The organism is Pseudomonas gingeri, assembly GCF_013385425.1.
Lineage (GTDB): Bacteria > Pseudomonadota > Gammaproteobacteria > Pseudomonadales > Pseudomonadaceae > Aquipseudomonas > Aquipseudomonas gingeri_D.
The window spans coordinates 1-21,129 of record NZ_JACAQA010000005.1; the positions used below are offsets into that span (position 1 = coordinate 1).

13 protein-coding genes and 1 pseudogene are annotated in these 21,129 nt (G+C 61.2%); 2 read left to right on the forward strand and 12 right to left on the reverse strand.

The features are described 5' to 3' along the window. Positions 1–820 (forward strand): annotated as a pseudogene (locus HX830_RS07730) (RHS repeat protein); the annotation flags it as partial. Between the two features lie 133 nt (positions 821–953). Next, entirely contained in the window at positions 954–3,752 is a 2,799-nt protein-coding gene (locus tag HX830_RS07735) for an RHS repeat domain-containing protein (protein ID WP_256350433.1), read from the forward strand. Positions 3,753–3,843: 91 nt separating this feature from the next. Here the strand turns inward: HX830_RS07735 and HX830_RS07740 are convergent, their stop codons facing one another. From HX830_RS07740 to HX830_RS07795, 12 genes are all read right to left on the reverse strand, one after another. Next, a complete protein-coding gene (locus HX830_RS07740) occupies positions 3,844–5,289 on the reverse strand; it encodes a mannose-1-phosphate guanylyltransferase/mannose-6-phosphate isomerase (protein ID WP_177099637.1) in 1,446 nt (481 codons plus the stop codon). 225 nt (positions 5,290–5,514) lie between these two features. After that, on the reverse strand, positions 5,515–6,183 hold the full coding sequence (locus HX830_RS07745; protein WP_103499684.1) for an alginate O-acetyltransferase AlgF: 669 nt from the start codon (positions 6,181–6,183) through the stop codon (positions 5,515–5,517). Between the two features lie 14 nt (positions 6,184–6,197). Continuing rightward, positions 6,198–7,376 (reverse strand): alginate O-acetyltransferase, encoded by a 1,179-nt coding sequence (locus HX830_RS07750; protein ID WP_177099639.1) that lies wholly within the window; start codon positions 7,374–7,376, stop codon positions 6,198–6,200. 11 nt (positions 7,377–7,387) lie between these two features. Continuing rightward, positions 7,388–8,938 (reverse strand): MBOAT family O-acyltransferase, encoded by a 1,551-nt coding sequence (locus HX830_RS07755; RefSeq protein ID WP_177099641.1) that lies wholly within the window; start codon positions 8,936–8,938, stop codon positions 7,388–7,390. A gap of 241 nt (positions 8,939–9,179) precedes the next feature. Next, complete coding sequence (locus HX830_RS07760; RefSeq protein ID WP_371317480.1) at positions 9,180–10,295, reverse strand: mannuronate-specific alginate lyase; 1,116 nt, start codon at positions 10,293–10,295, stop codon at positions 9,180–9,182. An 11-nt stretch (positions 10,296–10,306) separates the two neighbouring features. Next, entirely contained in the window at positions 10,307–11,740 is a 1,434-nt protein-coding gene (locus tag HX830_RS07765; protein ID WP_177099645.1) for an alginate O-acetyltransferase, read from the reverse strand. A gap of 11 nt (positions 11,741–11,751) precedes the next feature. After that, complete coding sequence (algG, locus tag HX830_RS07770) at positions 11,752–13,368, reverse strand: mannuronan 5-epimerase AlgG (protein WP_256350434.1); 1,617 nt, start codon at positions 13,366–13,368, stop codon at positions 11,752–11,754. Beyond that, a complete protein-coding gene (locus HX830_RS07775) occupies positions 13,368–14,852 on the reverse strand; it encodes an alginate export family protein (protein ID WP_177099647.1) in 1,485 nt (494 codons plus the stop codon). Before HX830_RS07775 ends, algG begins: the two co-directional genes overlap by 1 nt. Further along, positions 14,849–16,225 carry an alginate biosynthesis TPR repeat lipoprotein AlgK gene (algK, locus tag HX830_RS07780; protein WP_177100197.1) on the reverse strand — a complete coding sequence of 459 codons (1,377 nt, stop codon included), beginning with the start codon at positions 16,223–16,225 and terminating at the stop codon, positions 14,849–14,851. Before algK ends, HX830_RS07775 begins: the two co-directional genes overlap by 4 nt. A 165-nt stretch (positions 16,226–16,390) precedes the next feature. After that, entirely contained in the window at positions 16,391–17,569 is a 1,179-nt protein-coding gene (locus HX830_RS07785; protein WP_103499059.1) for an alginate biosynthesis protein Alg44, read from the reverse strand. Between the two features lie 36 nt (positions 17,570–17,605). Continuing rightward, a complete protein-coding gene (alg8, locus tag HX830_RS07790; RefSeq protein WP_371317481.1) occupies positions 17,606–19,087 on the reverse strand; it encodes a mannuronan synthase in 1,482 nt (493 codons plus the stop codon). Between the two features lie 193 nt (positions 19,088–19,280). Further along, positions 19,281–20,597 carry a nucleotide sugar dehydrogenase gene (locus tag HX830_RS07795; protein ID WP_177099649.1) on the reverse strand — a complete coding sequence of 439 codons (1,317 nt, stop codon included), beginning with the start codon at positions 20,595–20,597 and terminating at the stop codon, positions 19,281–19,283. Positions 20,598–21,129 lie beyond the last annotated feature (532 nt).

Sequence of the window (21,129 nt, forward strand, 5' to 3'; positions counted from 1 at the left end):
GGGGAAATTAAACCACCACACAGGCCTTAATAAATATAAAGGGAAGTATGACCTTTCTGAAATGGCAGTAAGGGTGTCACGAGGAAAGGTGATGGCCCGAGGGGTTACAGAACTTCGGAAGTCCTATCCGGAGCAGGCGTCAAATTTTGATCTCGGCCATGAGTTCCTGAGAGTGGCGCTGGATGAAGCCGTTAATAAGGTATCGAGCGATAATCTTTCACATGAGTATACGGCGCTACCGCGCAGGATCTTGGGAAGCACAGAGTCCTGGCAGGAGCTGAAGCCCGTGTTGCTTGAACGTTTTGAGGGGCTCAGAGTGGCTGCTCGTGAGTATCGGGAAGGGGAAAATAAAGAGCAGTTTGCTGTGGTCAGATCCAAAGAGCAGGGAGAGCTTGCCTTTACGAATAAATCAGACCCGAATAAAAGGGTTTTCATGACGGAGTTCGGCCTTCAGCAGTCACCCATAGTGATTGGGATGACGTTGGGGCATGAGTTATCGCACCTGAAACTGGATACTCATGACATTGTTTATTATGAGAGAGGGCACCGGATCAACCCTAAAAGCAGTGAGCGAGGTGAAGCTGACAGGGTGGCGAAAGGTGAAGCCGATGTGCAGTTGGCTGATACCGCCAGTAAACGTGTTCCGGCGGATGTATTGAAGCGGATTTTTGATAGCAAAGAGAGTGCGGGTATTCAGCAGGCTTTGCAGGATAACCCGGCGTTAAGGAGTCAGGCGCTATTGAATAATGCGGACACCCTGGTGTTGTTGGTGTTTGCGTTCGGTCACTCAGCTGTTTGGAACAAGCAGTTGGGTCTCTGATGAGTCGGGCCGTGTTCGGGCATTGGGCTGTAAGTAGGTCAATACCATTTATCGGTTCTGTCATTTCTGACAGTAGTCGGCAACGTGGATCAGGTAGTTACTGGATTGACGCACCCTACGAAGAGCCTGAGCCATGTCGAGACTGACGAGCGGTATTCACACTCACACACCGACGCTGGCGGTGGTTGATCCCCGTGGTCTGGCGGTGCGGGTGGTTACTTATTGTCGTTCCGTCGAGACAGCGGGGCCTGAAGAGCGGATCAACCGCAGTGCCTATGACGCGATGGGGCGCCTGACCGAGCAATGGGACTCGCGGCTGTGGGCGCTCCGTGCGGAGGATCACGAAGCTCCAGCCAACCTGGTCAATCGTTACTCACTGTTCGGGAAGGTACTGAGTTCGATCAGCGTCGATGCGGGTAAGCGGGTCAGCTTGTTCGGCGATGGGGATCAGCTTGTGCAAACGTGGGATAGCCGGGGTAGTGAGCGGCGGATTGAGTACGATAATTTACTGCGACCACTGGCCATTTCCGAGCAGGGCGAAGGCGAGACACCGCGTTTTACCGAGCGTTATGAATACGCCGATGGCAGCGCCGAATTCGCCCCTCACAACCAATGCGGGCAGTTGATCCGACACGATGATCCTGCGGGTACTTTGATGTTGGATGACTACGCCTTGACGGGCGGAGTGCTTGAGCAGACCCAGCGCTTTCTGAGTGCGCTGGAATCACCGGATTGGCCGCCAGGGCTGCCGGAGCGGGATGCGCTGCTGGAGCCCGTGGAGCAAGCGGCAACCACCGCGACGTATTTCAACCCGCTGGGCGATGTGCTGGAACAGACCGACGCCAAGGGCAATCGGCAACTGTTCGACTACACCATGGATGGCCAGTTATTGGCGAGCCATCTGCAACTGAGCGGTCAGGACACACCTCAAACCCTGGTCAGCGCCATTGCCTACAACGCCTACGGCCAGGTTGAGCAGGAAACCGCCGGTAACGGTGTGGTCAGTACGCTGACCTATCGCCCTGAAGATGGTCGTCTGACCCGGCTTCAGGCTCGACGTGGAAGTGAAGTGCTGCAAGATCTGCGTTACGACTACGATCCGGTGGGCAATGTGCTGAGCATTGAAGACGGGGCTTTGCCGATTCGTTATTTCGCCAATCAGCGGGTTGAGCCGGTCAAACACTATGACTATGACAGCCTTTACCAACTGATCGAAGCGACCGGTTGGGAGGCGGGCGCCGCCAGTCGAGGACCGGGTTTCAATCGCTTCGACGATCCGGGTGCAGTTGCCAACTACCACCAAACTTATCGCTATGACGCCGGTGGCAACTTACTGGAGTTGGTTCATGTCGGTCCGCAAAGTCACAGCCGCAAGCTGACGGCGGCGCGCTACAGCAATCGTTGCCTGCCTGAGCAGAATGACCGGCCTCCCACCGAAGAGGAGATCGCTGCCGCTTTTGATGGCAACGGCAATCTGCTGGAGCTGCAACCGGGACAGGCGATGAGTTGGGACCTACGCAATCAGTTGCGCGAGGTACGACCGGTTGCGCGTGAAAGTGCTGACGATGATCGCGAGCTGTACCTGTACGGCGGTGATGGGATGCGGCGGCGCAAGGTCCGTTCTACCCAGACCAAGGGTCGCTCACTGATATCGGAAGTCCGCTACTTGCCGGGCCTGGAAATCCGCACCCGTGAAGGCACGGGCGAAGTGTTGCAGGTGATCTGCGTGCAGGCCGGACGCAGCGCCATGCAGGTACTGCACTGGGAAACCGCTCCTCCGTCCGGCATCGCCAACGATCAGTATCGCTACAACCTGACCGACCACCTGGGCTCCAGCAGCTTGGAGCTGGATAGCGAGGCCGAGGTGATCAGCCAAGAAGCCTATCACCCCTACGGCAGTACGGCCTGGTTTGCCGGACGTAGCGAGGTGGAGGCGAGTTACAAGACGGTGCGTTATTCGGGCAAGGAACGAGATGCTACAGGGCTTTATTACTATGGCTTCAGGTATTACGCGGCGTGGTTGCAACGCTGGATTAATCCGGATCCGGCAGGGAGTCTGGATGGAAGCAACCGCTATCGAATGGTCAGAAATAATCCAATGGCCTATAAGGATGAATCAGGGCTTTTTGGTTTTGCTGATCTTTTTGGGACAGGCGGAGATGATTTTAACAGACCTCATGATTTAGCCGTCGAGCTCGATCGTTATGTTGTGCGAAAAGCAGATGTTGCTTATAGCGAGTCCTATTATGATCACGGTGATCGGGAAGGGGTTTTGTTTAGATGGAGCGCCCAGGAGGAGAGTTTTTTTCCAAGTGCGTCCGAGCAATCTTCAATGGAGGAACATGGCGACTACGCCAGGGGCTTTCTGAAGGATTTGATAAGGGTCGATTATACCTTGTCCGGTGGAAGTGGCACGGGGTCGGAGTATAAGATTTTTCTGCATTCCAGCGATTATCAAATACCTGCCGGTGTTTCAGAGTTCGAGTTTCTCGAAGGTACATTGGAGCGACTTTCGGAAAAAATTGTTGATCCTTATGATCGTGCTCGTCTATCTGAGGTTGCAAGTCAAGTAAACTTGGTACCAACAGCCAGGGTGGCTCTGGAGCATTCAGAGATGAACAGGTATTTTCTGGCTGCCGGAGGTCTCGTCGGTCATGACATAGTCTTGCATTCTGACGAGACAATAACGGTGCGCTCAAGAACGGGTTATAAGGTGGCGGATTCGGAGACAGATGAAATTGTGGAAGGTATCCATTTGTCCGCCGTAGGTGAATCAAGGATTGGTGTTCTTGACGGGCGCCTGAGCCATGAGGCATTACGTAATGAACCACGTAATTATAGCTACGAACTTAGATATGAGGTGCCAAAGACGGTGACTGATACGCCTCGTTCCAGGAGCAGAATGAATCCCCGTAACTGGTTCCGTGGCTAACGCCAAGGTCGGCAAAAAACACCCCCGCACCCACCCACTGCGGATAGGGGGAACGCAGCCAGCGAGACGGGGGTGAGTGGAACACTGTAGGTTACTGGGCGATGGTTTTCACCTCCTGCTCCGGCGCCGTCGAACGCCCATACACATCCTCAAACCGCTCGATATCGTCCTCACCCAGGTAGCTACCGGACTGCACCTCGATAATCTCCAGCGGAATCTTCCCCGGATTACGCAGGCGGTGCACCGAAGCAATCGGGATGTACGTCGACTGGTTCTCGCACAGCAGAAACACCTTCTCGTCGCAGGTCACCTCGGCCGTGCCGCTGACCACGATCCAGTGTTCGGCGCGGTGGTGGTGCATCTGCAACGACAGGCAGGCCCCCGGCTTGACCGAGATGTGCTTGACCTGGAAACGCCCGCCCATGTCCACCGAGTCATAGGAACCCCAGGGCCGGTAGACCTCGCAGTGGTTCTGGGTTTCGCTGCGGCCCTGTTCGTTGAGGGTGTTGACCATCTGTTTCACGCCCTGAACCTTGTCCTTGTGGGCGATCATCATGGCGTCCTTGGTTTCGACCACGACTATGTCTTCCAGGCCGATCACCGAGACCAGCTTGCCGTTGCCGTGGATCATGCAGTTGCGGCTGTCCTGGATCACCACGTCGCCCTTGCTGACGTTGCCGTTTTCGTCCTTTTCATGCACGTCCCACAACGATGACCAGCAACCCACGTCACTCCAGCCGGCGCTCAATGGCACCACGCAGGCACGCTGGGTTTTTTCCATCACCGCGTAGTCGATGGAGTTGTCCGGGCACTGGGCGAAGGTGGCTTCGTCGAGGATCACGCCGTCGCCGTCCCGGGTGCTGCGCTCCAGGGTCAGCAGGCAGGTGTCGTAGATGTCCGGGTCGTGCTTTTTCAGCTCTTCGAGGAAGCGGCTGGCGCGGAACAGGAACATGCCGCTGTTCCAGAAGTAACCGCCGGCTTCGACGAACTCGATGGCGCGTTTTTCATCGGGCTTTTCGACGAATTGCGAGACTCGGCTGACGCCTTCCGGCAGTAGCGCGTCGTTGCTCGACTTGATGTAGCCGTAGCCGGTTTCCGGTTTGGTTGCCGGGACACCGAACAGCACCATTTCACCGCGCTCGGCGGCTACCGTGGCCAGGGCCAGGGCGCGTTGCAGGGCTTTCTGGTCTTCGAGCACGTGGTCGGCGGGGAGGACGAGCATCAGTTCGTCGCGGCCCTCGTTGACCAGCAGCATGGCGGTCAGGGCCACGGCCGGGGCGGTGTTGCGGCCGAAGGGCTCCATCAGGATGCGCTGGGTGGTGAGCTGACGGCTGCTCAGTTGTTCGTTGACGATAAAACGGTGGTCCAGGTTGCAGACCACGATGGGGCTTTCCATGCCGTCGAATACCAGGCGTTCGAGGGTTTGCTGGAACAGCGTTTCCTTGCCGGTAAGGGCGAGGAATTGCTTGGGAAACTGCTTGCGCGAAAGCGGCCAAAGACGTGAGCCGCTACCACCTGAGAGGATTACTGGAATCATGGTGTTACTCCTTTAAGCGATCTATGGGTTAGAGCTACTGCGTTCTGTCGTTTCACTCTTGTTGTTGTTTCGGGCCGGACGGTCACTGATCCTGAGAACACCCGTATCTGTAGGAGCAGGGCTTGCCCGCGAAGCTTTTGGCGCCCTCAAGGACGCCTTCGCGGGCAAGCCCTGCTCCTACAGGTCGGCGGTGTTCGTGGGGCCTGTTTTCGTCCGGCGAATTCATTAGCGGGTCGAAACCGGGCGCTTGACCCACACCGGCGACAGGTTGCTGCCGTTTCCCGTGACGTAGAGCACCGCCGCTTCGCCGCGCTCCAGGGCCACCGGCTTGAGGTCGCTGACCTTGGTGCCGCCGTCGTACAGCGCAAAGCTGACTTTCACCGGGTTGATCTCGCGCTCGCCACGGCCCTTGGCCGCCACAGCCTGGACCACGTCGGTCTTGCCGTCGGCGGTCTTCAGGGTCAGGGCCTTGTCACTCAGGTTCTGCACTCGCACCAAGGACTTCTGCTTGTTCTTGAACGGCGGCTCTTCGATCAGTTGCGGCTGGCCGCCAGCGTTGTTGACCAGGGTGTAATAGTGGTCGGCGGCCAGTTTCAGCGGCAGGGCCTGGCTACCGACCTTGGCGCTGTAGTCGCCGCCGGGCATAAAGCTGAAATCACTGCTGGCCAGCGGGGCGACGTCATTGATCGCGGTGGCGCCGATGGTGGCGCTGACTTCCTGGTTGCTGGCGTTGTAGATACGCACAAAGCTCGAGCCTTTCGGCGCGACCGGGCCGTACAGCGCGGCATCTCCACCCGCCCAGACCGGCAGGGACAGCAGGCTCAGGCCGGCAGTCAGGGCCAGGGTTTTGACCATGCGCGGTTGAGTGTTTTTACGAGTGATGTTGAAGGTCATGGTAAGTACCTCTTTCAGTTTTGCGCCCGTATAGGCGACTCGGATTTAGATGTGTTCTGGACCAGGTTCTGTTGACGGATTCCAGCGGCTTTCAATTGCGCGACCCACTGCGGGTCGGCATCGCCGATTTCGTTGTTGACCGGCAGGTAGCGCTCCGGGAATTCCCAGATCAGCAACTGCGGCGGGCTGTTCTTGAAGGCGTCGCTTTCCAGGTAGGCGAGCATCGGCAGGATCGGGCCGTGGCCGTCTTCGGCGTAATTCACCACGTCGCGGTGCAGGGCCTGTTTCAGCGCGCCGACGAAGTTCCAGTTCGGGTTGGCGCTGTAGCTGGTGCCGATCAGCGCCACCGGGACTTCGGTGTTGGCGAACAATGCGTCTTCGCCGGCTGGCTGATCGTCAACCGCGCGGGTGGTGCGTTTTTCCAGGGGCTCCTGGGGCGGCATCAGGTTGCTGAACAGCGGGTCCAGCGGCAGGAACAGGGTCAGGTCGCCCTTGTGCTGTTCGGTCTTCTCGGCTTCGGTGACAAAGCGCTGCGGCTCGCCACTGAGCGGGGCGTGCTGGCTGATGGCGTCGGCCAGTTGGGTCGCGGCGATTTGCGCGCCGTCCGGGGTCCAGTGGGTGTCGGTGCGCAGGAACACTTGCCGGCCTTGGTCCTTGGCCTGTTGCAACGGACCGAGCAGGTCGGGGGCGAGGATCCGGTCGGCGGCGACCCGGGCGTGGAAGTCCTGGTAGAGGTTGGCGTGAATGCTCGCCGGACGGACATCGCCCAGGTGTTCCGGGTACAGGCGGACCTTGGCCGGAACGATCGCCATCACCAGCTTCACGCCCTTGGCCTTGAGGGTCTGGCGCACGCCTTCGACCAGCGCGTAGTTGCCTTGCAGGTTCTGCTGCTCGCCGGCGATGGGGTTGAATTCCTCGTCGCTGTAGAGCCACTGGTCGCGGCCTAGCACCACGCCGGGACGGCCTTCGTTGAACAGCTTGAAGTCCAGCGCGGCCCAGAGGTTGGTGCCCAGGCGCTTGATCGGGAATTCGCCGTCGTAGCGGGTTTCCACGGCCTTGCTCCAGCGCCCGTTAAGGAGCGTGGCGTCGGCGTTGGTGCTGAAGCCGATAAAACTGCGCAGCGACCACAGCCCCAGCGCCAGCAAGGTGGCGAGGAACAGGGCGATGTAGAGGATGCGTAATGAGCGGGTCATGGTCGGCTCCCTCAGAACTGGAAGTAAAGGAACGGCGAGAAGCTTTGCGCCGAGAGTTTGAGAATCGAGGCGATAAACAGCAGCAGCACCAGGGTGCGCATCAGGTAGCGCGGCCAGTCGGCGACCCAGTAGGCCGGTTGCACCTGGGCCTCTGTGCCGACGCTGTAGCCGGGTTCATGAATGCTGCCGGCCGCTTCGCCGGGGACGGCCTTGATCAGAGCGGGTTGCGCGGTGGCCGGGCCGTCTGCGGGTTTGGCTTTCGTGGCGGGCGGGTTGCTGTAGAAGTCCCGCAGGCCGAAGAACGCCAGGGTCGCGTAGGCCAGCACCAGGGTCGCCACTTGCAGGCCGGTAAGGCTGGCGCGGTTGAGTTCCGACAGCGACCACTCGCCGAAGCTGAACATGGCACCGTACATGCGCGCGGCGACATGGAGGTTTTCCGAACGGAAGATCACCCAGCCCATGATTACCAGCAGGAAGGTCAGGGCCCAGCGGATCGGGTTGAAACGCCGTGGCGAGGTGTCGATGCCCAGGGCTTTTTCAATCGCCAGCCACAGGCCGTGCCAGGCACCCCAGACGATGTAGGTGAGGTTGGCGCCGTGCCACAGGCCGCCGAGCAGCATGGTCAGGAACAGGTTGCGGTAGGTGGTCAGCGTGCCTTTGCGGTTGCCGCCGAGGGTGATGTAGAGGTAGTCCCGCAGCCAGGTCGACAGGCTGATATGCCAGCGCCGCCAGAACTCGGTGATCGACTGGCTGATGTAGGGCTGCTTGAAGTTCTCCATGAAGCGGAAGCCCATCATCAGGCCCAGACCGATGGCCATGTCGCTGTAGCCGGAGAAGTCGAAGTACAACTGCGCGGTGTAGGCCAGGGCGCCGAGCCAGGCATCACCGGTGGTCGGGTGTTGCAGGGCGAAGCAATGATCGGCGACCACCGCCAGGGTGTCGGCGATAAAGACTTTCTTGATAAAGCCCTGCATGAACCGCGTGGCGCCCTCGGAGAATTTGTCGAGGGTGTGGGTGCGGTTGTTGAACTGCTCGGCGAGGTCGCGGAAACGCAGCACGGGGCCGGCGATCAGGTGCGGGAAGATCGCCACGAAGGCCGCGAAGTCGATCAGGTTGCGGGTCGCCGGGGTGTCGCCGCGGTAGACGTCGATGATGTAGCTGATGGACTCGAAGATGTAGAACGAGATGCCGATCGGCAGCAGCACGTGGGTCAGGATAAAGGGTTCGAGACCGAACGAGGTCATGATCGCGTTGAGGCTGTCGACGCCGAAGTTGGCGTACTTGAAGTAGCCGAGGATGCCCAGGTCGACGGCCACGCCCAGCAGCAGCCAGCGTTGTGCCGGTTTGCTGCGCACGCCGGCGGCACCGACCTTGAGGCCGATCCAGTAGTTCCACAGGGTGACGCCGGCGAACAGCGCCAGGAAGTCGACCCGCCACCAGGCGTAGAACACGTAGCTGGCGATCAGCAACAGCAGGTTGCGATAGCGTTGCCCGCTCAAGTAGTACAGGCCGAGAAAGATCGGCAGGAACAGGAACAGGAATACGTTGGATGAAAAGACCATCCCGAGCTCTCCTTGTTTCGTCAACGGTCAAGGGCCGAAGCCCCCCCAAACCCCCCATGAAATCCAGGAGGCTCTACAACATTTGAATCAGTCCCAGCCTCCCCCCTTTCACTGTGGAAACCCATGCCCCTGTGGGAGCGGAGCTTGCCCGCGAAGCTTTTGGCGTTCTTGAGGGCCCCTTCGCGGGCAAGCTCCGCTCCCACATAAGCTGCGTTCCCACAGGAGAGTGGGAGGGCTGGTGTTACGGGCTTTTGTTGCCCTTCTCATGGGTAGGGTCGTAGACCTTGGTCAGGTCGCCGCCCAGGCGGAAGGTCTTGAACGGTTGCATCGCATGTTTGTGTTCAAGCACCTCCGGCGCGCATGTGTAGAGGCTGCAGTAGGGTTCCAGCCAGGCAAATTTCGAGTCGACCTTGAGGTCGGTCATGTCCTGTTCCTTGCCGTTCCTGGCCTGGAACTCCTCGGGATCCTTCACGCCGGCCAGCACCCGATCACCCAGGCGCTTCAGAGCACCATTGTTTTCCTGACGCAGATCCACACCATTGGCCAAGGCAAAACTGGCAATCATCGCCAACGGCGGCAACGCATAGTTGTGATAAGCCAAGGCCCGCTGTTGACGCTTGAGCTCATTGGGCAGGAACCCCTGTGCATCGACCTGGTTGGCGCCGATCTTGTATTCCTTCACCGACCAGTCGAACAGGTCGCGACGGTCGGTGGCGATTGCTGTCGCCATCACCGACCAGGCCGCCCAGTACGAGTGGTTGTTGGTTTTTTCCAGCGGCAGGTTGTCCCAGTCGCTGATCACTTGGTCGGCCATCTTGCTGAACCAGGCCTCGATCAGTTGCGCTTCCTTCTGGTGGGTCGCCAGCGGACGGGAGTCGGAGAACTTCAGGCGGATATAGGCCGAGGCCATGCTGCCCAGGGCCCATTTGCGCATGGACTTGCCGGTGTGGTTGAAGTCCTTGGACATCAGCGCATCGGCCTGGGCCCAGGCGGTCAGCCAGTTCAGGGTGCAGCTCAACTGTTCCGGGCGACCGTCGCGCATGAACTGCATCACCCGCTTGCTGGTGCCGCGTTCCATCCTGGTGATGTCGGAGGTGGTGTCGCGAAAGGCTTTTTCCGACTGCACATTCAGTGTCGAGCGGGCCTTGTCGGAACCCTCGTATTTGCTGCGGAACTGCAACGAACCGGTGTAGGGCGGGGGCATGCTGTCGCAGCCGTCGCTGTTGTCGCCGGTCTTGATCTTGTCGATGGCGGCCAGGTAGCCCTGGGGTGGACGCAGTGGCGCGGCGGCCTGGGCCGAACTGGCGATGATCGCCAGGCCGAGCAGCGAAGGGGCAAGCAGTGTGCGCAGTTTCATCGGTAGGCTCCTCATAACCCGGCCTGTGCCACATGGGGCTCGGCGCTGGGGAATACGTTGCGTTTGCAGATCTTCGCCTCGACTTGCTGCGGCGCGGTGCCCGCTTCCGGGCCCTGGACTTCGACGGCCAGTAGGTTCTGGTTGGCCCAGTCTTCGTCGGTGCGCAGTTCAAAGGCGAAACGTCCGTCGGTGTCGGAGGTTTGCGGTTTCTCGATCTTGATGTCCTCGTGGCGACCGTTCATGTACCAGAGGGTGGCGTGCAGGGTTTTCACCGAGGTGTCGGCGAAGCGGATATCGACCTGGTGCCCGCTGTTGCGCAGGTCGCGGTTGTTGCTGTTGACCAGCAGTTCGTTCTTGCCCGTCTTGAGCGTGCTGCTGGCGCTCATCTCGGCGGTCTTGCCTTCACAGCCGTTGTCGAGCAGGGCCATCATCTGCCGGTAGATGGTTTCCTGGTCGAGGCGATACAGCGGCGAGAATTCCCAGATCAGCACTTTCGGCGGGGTCTTCTGGAACGCCTCGCTGCCCAGGTACTGCAGCATCGAGCCTTCCAGGCCGCCGCCGGGGAAGGCGACGTTGAGGATATCGGCGCCGATGTACTGCTGCAGGAAGCCGGCGAAGTTGTAGTTCTTGCCGCTGTGGCTGGTGCCCACCAGGGTGATCCGCGGGTTGCCGGCATCGCCGAACAGGTCGCTGTCCGCGGCTTCGCCCTTGGGCTCGGTGCTGAACTGTTCCATGTACTGGATCGCGTAGCTGGTGCCGCAGAGCTGGCCGGCCATGTTGTGCAGGGTGCCGGTCTTGCCCATGCGCCCGGAGACCGTGGTCTCGAATTCACGGTGGGGAATGTCGGCAAAGCCCGGCATTTTTTTCACCGTCTCGGCGACGATCTTCGCGGTGCGCTCGGCGCCGTACGGGGTCCAGTGCTGGTCGCCACGGAAGTAGAAATCGTGGGCCTGCTGTTCGTTGGTCAGCGGCGACAGGTCCGGCACGTGGTAGCCCATCTTGGCGAAGCGCCCGAGCATCGCCTGGTAGTTGCCCAGGGCTTTTTCATAGTCGAACTTGGCACGCTCGGCCGGGAACAGTTTGTTGCGATCCACCAGGCCACGGGTCGGCTGGTAGACCACCACCAACTCCACGCCCTTGCTCTTGAAGGCATCGTGCAGTTGTTGCAGGCGCCGGTAGCCGGCGGGGCTGGTGTCGAACTCGGTGCGCAGGTCTTCCTGGGTGCGGAACAGCCAGTCGCCCTGGGCCTGGACCAGGGTGGTGAAGTTCTGCTGGTAGCGGCTGACGTAGTTCTTCGCGTCATGGGCCGCCGGGCATAGGCTGCAGCAGGGCTCGGCGCTGAAGCTCGGCGCCTGGACTTCCTCGGCCTTGAGGCTGCCGCTGGCGGCGAAGATCGCCGCGGCCAGGCCCGACAGGCCGAGCAGTTTGATCAGGTGTGGGTTCATAAAGGTCGTCCTCAATCCGGCAACGGTGTCTGGCGTTCGACGGGGTCGATCAGCACGGCTTTCTGCTGGCGCACCAGCAGGTCGAGAATTTCATCCTGGCGCTCGCCGAGAATCCCGCTGAAGCTGATGCCACTGTTTTTTGTCGGGGCGAGCATGGAGACCCGGTACAACTCGACACTCAATGGCGAGTCGATGGACAGCGGGCCGCTGCCGTTGCCGGCCAGTTCGCCACCGACCACGATCAGTGAAACCTCGGCATCGAACGGGTCGAGCTTGATGTCGCGGTCGGTGTCGCTCAGGTCCTTGATGTGGCCGTAGACCCCGGTCAGGCCGTTGGCCATGGCGACGTTCTCGTACAGGCGGATATTCACGCTGTTGCGAATGCGGATGCCGTGGCGCTTGTTGCCGATGACCTTGTTGGCGTAGATCAGGTTGTCGGCACTCTCGTAGAGGGTGATGCCGTCGGTGTGGTTCGTGTAGATCTGGTTGTAGGCGATCAGGTTGTTGACGCTGTTACGGTCGATCACCAGGCCGGAGAGGTGGTTGTCATAGCTACGGTTGTTGAAGATGAAGCTGTCGTTCACTTCCCGGGAAATGATGATGCCGTGTTTCTTCTTGGTTCCGTGGACGCTGTTGTCGGCGATGATCAGCCCGTGGGATCGGTCGTGGGGGTCGATGCCGTAGACGATGTTGTCGCGGTAGGTGTTGCCCTTGAGCACGAAGTCACGGGTCTCGTAGCAGTAGAAGCCGTACCACATGTCCGAGAACTCGGAACCGATGATCCAGCCGGTCGGCTCGGACCGCTTGAGCACCTGGGCCATGTTCGGCGTGTACTGGGAAATACTCACGCCGTAGGACTTGCTGTTGGCGTAGCCGAAGCTGGCCATCTTGCTGTTGACGATATAGGTCTCGGTGCCGCCCCAGGCCAGCAGGAACGGGCGGAACTCCTGGGGCGAACGGAAGGTCGCCGGGCTGTTGTCGGCTTCGCGCCAGCCGGTGATCCTGGTGTCGCGGATAAACAGTTGGCCGTCGTTGATCAGGAACGCGCCGCCTTCCTGGGACAGGCGCAGTTCCTGGGTCTGCTTGTCGATTTCAAGGATGCCCTTGCGCCCGACCACGATCGGCAATCTGGCCAGGAACACCCCCGGCGAGGTTTCGCTGATGTATTGCTTGGGCAGCTTTTTGCTCAGCTCCTTGAGGTTGATATAGCCGTCGTCGATAAAGATCGCCTGGGGAATGCCATGCTGACGGACCACCCATTCGGCCATCTTGTTGTCGCCGCCGATAAAGTCCTTGAGGGCATCTTCCTGCATCATCCGGCGTACGCTGATCTTACCCGGTTGGCTGCGCACGATCTTTGCCGCGACGGCCTCGGCGGTGTAGCCGCGCAGGTCCGGCAGCTTGGGTTTTTCCAGGTGCAGCGGCGCGGTCGGCGCGCTGCTGACGGTGTAGGTCTTGGCCTGTTGCAGTTCCTTGGCCAGGATCGGTGCGTGCTCGGTTTTAACCGGCGGCGCATCGACGCTGGCCAAGGCCGCGCTACTGACCAGCAGCAGGGCGCCGGCCAATACGCTGAGCGAGCCTTGCAGGGCGCTGTGGTTCATCTCGGTCACTCCCTTGGCGGTCTGCATCAGAAGCGCCAGATCACGTCGACAAACGCGCGGTGCATATAGGAATCGACGTTCTTGCCGTAGGCATCGCCGGGCTTGAACACGCCGCCGCGAAAGCGCACCAGCGCCGAAGGTTCGTCGATGGACTGGCTCAGGGCGGTCGGCAGCAGGCCTTGCTTGAAGTACCTGGTCAGCACCAGGTCGACTTCCTGGCCGAGGTCTTTCTTGCCGTTCTGCAACGGCAGCGAAGCGCTGGAGAGCAGGGCGCCGGTGGCGTCGTCGTAGTTGTTCTGCACGGCGTTGATGCCGTTGCTGCCGACGTCCTTTTGCCCGTCGACGCGCCAGAACTTGTGGTAGATCAGGCTCGCGTCATAGTCCTCGCGCAGTTGCCAGGAACCGAACAGGGTGGCGGTCTGCAGGTTGTTCATTTCGCCACGGAAGGCTTCGCCGAAACGGTGGGTCCGCGAACGGGTGCCGGTGAAGTTCGAGCGATTGCTTTCCAGGCCGTTCTGTTCGTAGTCGCCGCTGGCACGGGCATAGGCGGCGCCGACCTGCCAGTTCGGGTCGAGGCGCAGACGCACGCCGAGGTCGGTGGCCCAGCCGTTGATATGGCTGCCCTGGCTGGCATCCACGGGGCGGCTGCCGTCGGCGTTGAGCGGGTTGACGCTGTCGCGGTTACCGCTCATGCCGGTCAGGCTGGCCCAGTAGTTGACGGTGTTGGTGTTTTTGAAATTGTAGGCATCGCTGTCGGCTTCCAGGCCGAGCCAGGTCAGGTCGCCGTTGGCCTTTTTGTCCAGCGGGTCGGCGACGACGCCGGGTGTCGGGTAGTCGAGCTTGCCGTCGTCATGGGTGTGGTGGGCGCGTACGCCGAGCCACTGGCCGGGTGTCCACTGGTAGGCGACGTCGCCGTAGACATGCAGGCGGTCCTTGTCCTGGGGCGCGAGTTCGGTGAGGTCGGTGCGGTATTCGCTGAAGCGCTCGGCGGCGCCCAGGTTGGCCCGCAGCAGGGTGGTGTCGAAGCTCCAGTTCAGCGCCTCGATATTGGTGTCGCGCCATTGCCCGTCGTCATTGCGCAGGCGCTGGCGACCGAGTTTCAGCATCTCGCCCGGATAAGGGGTCAGGCCCTTGTAGCCGACCCAGAATTCCCGCAGGGCCAGGTAGCTTTTGTCCGGCTTGCGGGCGTCGTTGCTCGAGGTTTCCTGGCTGGCATCGGCCTGTTGCAGGGTGTCGGTTTCAATGATGTCGCTGGCGGTCACGGCCTGGCCCATGGCGTAGGCGCTCCAGTTGCCGCGCTCGCCGTAGACCCACGGCCGCAGGTCCAGGCCGATGCCGTTGACGTCGCCACCCTTGAGGGTGCCGAGGTCGCGGTCGTCTTCGGATTGACCGGTGATTTTCACTTCGAGGCCGAAGTTCTTGGTCTCGGTGATCGCCGCCAGGCTCGGGCAGGACCAGAGCAGGGCAAAGCTCAGGCCGATACCGGCCTTGACGAAAGGATTGAGAGTCATAAGGTTTTTTCCTCGCGGTCGCCTTCCTGCAGGACTTGTTGCAGGTCCAGCGGGTTGCGGCTCAGGGTCCCGCGCAGGCGCTGTTCCTGTTGCAACAGGCGCTGGGCATCGGGGCGTTGGGCAGGCGGCAGCTGTGCGTCGAGTTGTTGGGCCAGCTCATTGACCAGTGGGGTGTCCTGGGCTTTGGCCAGTTGACTGAACACGTAGGCATTGAGCGGGTCGGGCTTGGTCCCACGGCCCTGGGAAAACAGTTGGGCGATGGCGAAGTCGGCGCTGTTCTGGCCGTTGCGGGCGGCCTTGAGCAGGTGGTCGAGGGCCTTTTGCGAGTAGACCTGGCCGAGGTAGCCCCGGCGATAGATCTGCCCCAGGTAGTAATCGGCGGCGACTTCCTTGCCGACGGCTTTCTGGAAGTGCGCTTCGGCCTGTTTGGCATCGGCCGGCACCCATTTGCCTTCGTAGTAGAGCTTGCCCAGCAGCAGTTCGGCGCGGGGCTGGTCGGCGGCGCGGCCGTTGTCCAGGTATTCCATCATCTGCTTGACGTCGCCCAGGGCGGGGAAGTCGTAGAGCAATTGCGCCAGGCTGACCCAGGACGCCGGGTAGCCGGGGGCGATCTGCTCGAGCAGCGCTTGCGCGGTCTTTTCATCCGGCTGGCCGAGGCTCGCATCGCCGAGCACCCGGGCCACGCTGTCGACCCGTTGGGCACCGACCGCGCCACGGCTGTAGGCGGTTTGCAGTTGCTTGAGCAGGGCGGCCTGCTGGTCTGGCTGGGCGCGTTTCTGGTACACGGTGGCCAGCTCGACGTAGCAGATGTCGCTGCTGTTGAGCGCGCTCTTGCAGATCTTTTCCACCTCGTCCAGATGCTGGTCGTAGCTGTCCTGGGTGCGGTAGAGCAGCACTTGCGCCAGGCCCGCTTCCGGGTAGCCGGCGTTGCGCCATTGGCTGATCTGTTGCTGGGCGTTGACCTCGGGGAAGCTCTGGGGGAATTGCAGGTAGAGCATCGCCAGGGCGATCAGGGTGTTGCCTTCACCATTGGCGAAGGCCTTTTTCAACAGGCCTTCGGCTTCGCGGTGTTCGGCTGCACTGGCGCCGGGCTTGGCCACCAGCAGGCGGCCCAGGCGGGCCTGGGCCCGGGACGAAGTGTCGGCGGCGGCGCGGTAGGTCGCTTCCGCCAGTTTGAGCTGGGCCGGATCGCGGCTTTCCACCTGGATATCGGCCAGGCCAACCTGTGCGTCGCTGTAGCCCAGGTCCGCCAGCTGGCGGTAATTCTGCTCGGCCAGGGCGGTGTCGCCGCGCTTGAGCGCTTCATTGGCCAGGCGCTGGTCCGGCAGGCCGGCGCAACCGGCCAGGGCGATGGCCAGGGTCAGGGTGCCCAGGGCGAGACGGCGCTGGCCGTGAGATCGATCGCGAGCAAGCTTGCTCCTACAGGCGATCGTGGCGCAGCCAGGAGCACGGACAACCGGCTCATCGTAGGAGCATTGCTCGCGACCGAGTGCAGGGCACTCGTAAGGGGGGCGATGGTTCACAGGCATGTCCTCCGCTTACAGACCAGCGGCCATGGCTTTGTCGATCAGCCAGTTCATGCTCGGCCCGCGGTCGCTGCTGACTTCCACCGGACGCCCGGCGAGGGTGCTGTCGAGGCGTTCGTCAGGCTTGATCAAAACGCGGATATCGGAGGACAGGTCGGTGCTTTTCAGGCTGGTGCTGCTGACGATCTTGCCCTGGCGCACCTGCTCTTCGCCGGCGATCTGGAAGTTCACCCGGGTCCCTGGACGCACGTCGCCGAACTGGCGATAGGAGAAGCGTGCCTCGACATTCGCCTCGCTCCCTTTCGGCACCAGTTGAAAGATCACATCGCCCTTGCTGGCGTATTGGCCATTGGCGACCAGTTGCTGCGCCACCGTGCAATCGCAGGGCGAGGTCAGGGTGCCGGTCATCTGTTTGCCGAATAGCTCCTCGACCTTGGCCGGCTCCAGCTGGTTGTCGTCGAGATGGCCCTTGAGCACGTCGAGCATGCTGGTGCTGAAGGTCGCCAGCGGCGCGCCCTTGGCGGCGACGCCGTCTTCCTGGATCAGGCTTTGCACGGTGCCGTCGCGGGGCATGGTGATGCTCATGCCCGGCACGCTGACCAGGCCGGCCTGGGCATGGCTGACGAAGTACAGGCCATACACCGATTTCAGGACAAAACCGAAAGCCGCGAGGCCGACGACGAAGACCCCGAGGCTGAAGGTCACGGCGCGCAGGCGACCGAACGGGCTCATGCCGCTGCCGTCGTCCTTTTTCTTGCGGGCCTTGGTGAAGTTGTCGCGCTGCAGGGTGGCGAGCACGTCGCCGATGTTGACGATGTCACCGGACAGGTGCGAGGTGATCAGGTGGCGCAGGGTGCCGATGTCCTGCTGCTCCAGGTTCTGGAACTGGCAACCGACCCGGCCGCTCTGGCGGTCGTAGGAGCGCACCTGCAGCTCGACGTCCATGGCCAGGCCGAGGTTGTCGATGACAAATTGCAGGCGGCCCTTGTACACCTCGCCGAGCTTCAGGCTCAGGGCCTGTTGCGGCGGGACATTGAAGCTCAGGCCGCCGGCGGACAGGTCATGGACCCGGACTTCCAGGGGCTGGCTCTCGCTGCCGAGGAAGCGCAGCCTGGCCGGGATTTTCACCCGCGCATGCTGGCGCTGGGCTTCGGATTCGTGGACGACGTTGGCATTGACTTGGGAATTCATGGGTATAGCTCCATTAGCGAGTTCTGGCGGGTCGGTTCAAACCATGGTCATCAGCACGGCGACGAAAATGCTGCCGGCGGAGAAGGTCATGGTTCGGGACGACCAGGTGTTGAACCAGCCTTGGAAGCTGGCGAGGTCGCGGCTCAGTTTGGTGTCCTGGCGGGTCCAGGATTGACGGTCGAGGCGGAAGAACACGTAGATCTTCATCAGGGCGCCGACGATCTGGTTGTAATAGAGAATCACCGGGTAGGCCGGGCCGATGCCGTGCCCGGAACAGGCCAGCAGCAGGGTCAGGATCAACCGGGTCAGGCCGATCCACAGCAGGTAGGCGAGGATGAAGGCGATGCCGTACTTGAAGCTGGCGATCAGCGCCACGGTCAGCCCCAGCAGCGAGGTCCACATCGACACGCGCTGGTCGAACAGCACCACGCTGGTGAACAGGCCGAGGCGGCGCAGGCCCAGGCCCAGGGCCCGGGAGTTCTGCCGCAGGTTGTTGCCGTACCAGCGGTACATCAGCTTGCGGCTGGATTTGATAAAGCTCTTTTCCGGCGGGTGTTCCACGGTGTGGATCGCCGCGTCGGGCACGTAGAAGGTGTCGTAGCCCAGGCGCATCAGGCTGAACCAGCTGGATTTGTCGTCGCCGGTGAGGAACTTGAAACGGCCCAGGCGCCAGTGTTGCAGCGAGTCGCTTTCGACGTCGGCGATAAAGCCGGGGTCGGTGACCACGCTGGCGCGGAACACCGACATACGCCCGGTCATGGTCAGCACGCGCTTGGACAGGGCCATGGAGCACATGTTGATATGGCGTTGGGCGAAGCGCAGCTTGTGCCATTCGCTCATGATGTAGCCGCCGCGCACTTCGCAGAACTCGTTGGTGGTCAGGCCGCCGACATTGCCGAACAGCTGGAACCAGGGCACGGTCTTGCGCACCACGCCTTCACTGAGCACGGTGTCGCCATCGATCACCGCCACTACCGCGCGGTCGTCCGGCAGGTGGCGGGAAATGGCGCGAAAACCGAAGGCCAGGCCGTCGCGCTTGCCGGTACCGGCGATACGCACGAAGTCGAGCTTGACCCGTTCCGGCGGATTCATCTTCGCCCAGAGGCTCTTGACCAGCAGCTCATCGGACATTTCCACCAGGGAGCAGACCACGGTGGTGGGGAAGCCGCAGTCGATGGCTTCGCGGATCACCGAGCTGTAGACCTGGGCGGTGGTCAGGGCGTCGATGCGAAAGCTGGTGACCATCAGGAACACCTGGGACGGGTCCGCGGCCTTGCCCAGCTTGCGCACTTTGCGGCGCAGGTGCGGGTAGACGATGTAGAGGAAAATCATCCCGCGCACGAAATGGGTGGCGCCCATGGAGTAGCGCCAGATGCCCACGGCGCCGATCAGGAAGATAAAGTCCTTGGAGTCGGCGTCGAAGGTCGAGGTGGGCAGCAACAAGGCCAGGCCCATCAGCAAACTCAAGTAGAACAGCCAACCGGCGGCCTGGAGGAGGCCGTGTTTTAGCCTGTGCATAATCTGCATCCGTCTCTGTCTCGGGCGAGCCTGTCGGCGGGCTCGATGGGGTTAAGGCAGGCGAGGCGCCCTTTCGGACGCCATCGCCGGCAAGCCGGCTCCTACAGTGCGGAGTCGTACGTAACGCCTGTGTTCGGCCCCGTCCTGTAGGAGCCGGCTTGCCGGCGATCAACCGCGCAGCGGTTGGGTTGGTTTACCAACAGATACCTTCGGTCCGGCCACTCGCGCTGGTGGCCTTGGACATGAAGCCCACCAGGTCGATGACCTGTTTGCCGTGGGGGGCGTTCTCGGCCAGGGCGCGGAAACGCTCGTCACGGTTGCCGAGGATGATCACGTCGCTGTTGTCGATCACCTCGTCGAAGTCGGCGTTGAGCAGGGACGACACATGGGGAATCTTCGATTCGATGTAGTCCTTGTTCGCTCCGTGGACACGGGCGTACTCGACGTTCTTGTCGTAGATGCTCAGGTCGAAACCCTTGCCGATAAGCATTTCCGCCAACTGCACCAGCGGGCTTTCGCGCAGGTCGTCGGTGCCGGCCTTGAAGCTCAGGCCGAGCAGGGCGATGCGCCGTTTGTCATGGCTGGCGACGAGGTCGAAGGCGTTCTGCACCTGGCTTTCGTTGCTGCGCATCAGCGAGTTGAGCAGCGGCGAGTCGACGTCCAGGGACCCGGCGCGGTAGGTCAGGGCGCGCACATCCTTGGGCAGGCAGGAGCCGCCGAAGGCAAAGCCGGGGCGCATGTAGTACTGGGACAGGTTGAGGGTCTTGTCCTGGCAGACCACGTCCATCACTTCGCGACCGTCGACCCCGACCGCCTTGGCGATATTGCCGATCTCGTTGGCGAAGGTCACTTTGGTGGCGTGCCAGACGTTGCAGCTGTACTTGATCATCTCGGCGACTTCGATGTCCTTGCGGATGATCGGCGCGTCGAGTTCTTCGTAGAGGGCTTGCAGGACGTCACCGGAGGCACTGTCGAATTCGCCGATCACGGTCATCGGGGGGAAATCGTAGTCCTTGATCGCGGTGCTTTCGCGCAGGAACTCGGGGTTGACCGCGATACCGAAGTCGACCCCGGCCTTTTTCCCCGAGCAGTCTTCGAGGATCGGGATCACCACGTTTTTCACGGTGCCCGGCAGCACGGTGCTGCGGACCACGATGGTGTGGCGGCTGGTCTTGTCCCGCAGGACAAAACCGATTTCGCGGCACACCGATTCGATGTAGTTGAGTTCCAGGTCGCCGTTCTTCTTGCTCGGCGTGCCGACGCAGAGCATCGACAGGTCGGTGGCGCGAATCGCTTCGGCGAAGTCGGTGGTGCCGCGCAGTCGGCCGGTGGCAATACCCTGGGCCAACAGGGCTTCCAGGCCGGGTTCGACAATCGGCGATTTGCCGTTATTGATCAGGTCGATCTTGTCCTGGGAGATATCGACGCCAACCACATCATGGCCCCGTGCAGACAGGCAACCGGCGCAGACTGCACCGACGTAACCCAAACCGAATATGCTGATGCGCATTGTATTTACCTCTATCTTGATCACGCCATTAAATGGCCGAAGTTGATGTTAGTTAGTCAGCGTGGCGCACTCGCAGGGCGGCCCAAAGAGGTCGCAGCTGCGAATGCAGGCATATAAGTGTCGAGTGGCTAAATAATTGCACTCAAGTTGTGCGCAGCGTGGCCTTGTTATTAGGGGCATGCCCTTGAATACGGCCGGCCTTCCACGGGAAGGCCTTTGCCAGCGTGCCTAGTGCCTGCTTGTATCCACGGAAAAATTATTGTGGATCAACAGGTTGTGGCCGCCGCGCAACGGCTTTGTCTGAGGGCCTGCCTTGGCCTTTGTAGGGGATATCATGGGTGCGTATCTCCTGTCCTTTACTGTCGGTTGAAAGTGTGGGGCGCGGTTGTAAGTCGCTGTTGGCAACTTAAACATTTCATCTCGCCTCCATGTAAGTCTTCTCTTACAAGCTCTGTGAGAATCGTTACGGGTGGTATGAGCAATGTTTCGGAACATAAGTTCCAGTCCGCTCATCCTGTTTCCTGAGAAACCT

What these genes read in the sequence shown, in the direction of transcription:
- HX830_RS07735 (WP_256350433.1), top strand. Translation starts at nt 954, where the DNA reads ATGTCGAGACTGACGAGCGGTATTCACACTCACACACCGACGCTGGCG.
- HX830_RS07740 (WP_177099637.1), bottom strand. Translation starts at nt 5,289, where the DNA reads ATGATTCCAGTAATCCTCTCAGGTGGTAGCGGCTCACGTCTTTGGCCG.
- HX830_RS07745 (WP_103499684.1), bottom strand. Translation starts at nt 6,183, where the DNA reads ATGACCTTCAACATCACTCGTAAAAACACTCAACCGCGCATGGTCAAA.
- HX830_RS07750 (WP_177099639.1), bottom strand. Translation starts at nt 7,376, where the DNA reads ATGACCCGCTCATTACGCATCCTCTACATCGCCCTGTTCCTCGCCACC.
- HX830_RS07755 (WP_177099641.1), bottom strand. Translation starts at nt 8,938, where the DNA reads ATGGTCTTTTCATCCAACGTATTCCTGTTCCTGTTCCTGCCGATCTTT.
- HX830_RS07760 (WP_371317480.1), bottom strand. Translation starts at nt 10,295, where the DNA reads ATGAAACTGCGCACACTGCTTGCCCCTTCGCTGCTCGGCCTGGCGATC.
- HX830_RS07765 (WP_177099645.1), bottom strand. Translation starts at nt 11,740, where the DNA reads ATGAACCCACACCTGATCAAACTGCTCGGCCTGTCGGGCCTGGCCGCG.
- algG (WP_256350434.1), bottom strand. Translation starts at nt 13,368, where the DNA reads ATGCAGACCGCCAAGGGAGTGACCGAGATGAACCACAGCGCCCTGCAA.
- HX830_RS07775 (WP_177099647.1), bottom strand. Translation starts at nt 14,852, where the DNA reads ATGACTCTCAATCCTTTCGTCAAGGCCGGTATCGGCCTGAGCTTTGCC.
- HX830_RS07785 (WP_103499059.1), bottom strand. Translation starts at nt 17,569, where the DNA reads ATGAATTCCCAAGTCAATGCCAACGTCGTCCACGAATCCGAAGCCCAG.
- alg8 (WP_371317481.1), bottom strand. Translation starts at nt 19,087, where the DNA reads ATGCACAGGCTAAAACACGGCCTCCTCCAGGCCGCCGGTTGGCTGTTC.
- HX830_RS07795 (WP_177099649.1), bottom strand. Translation starts at nt 20,597, where the DNA reads ATGCGCATCAGCATATTCGGTTTGGGTTACGTCGGTGCAGTCTGCGCC.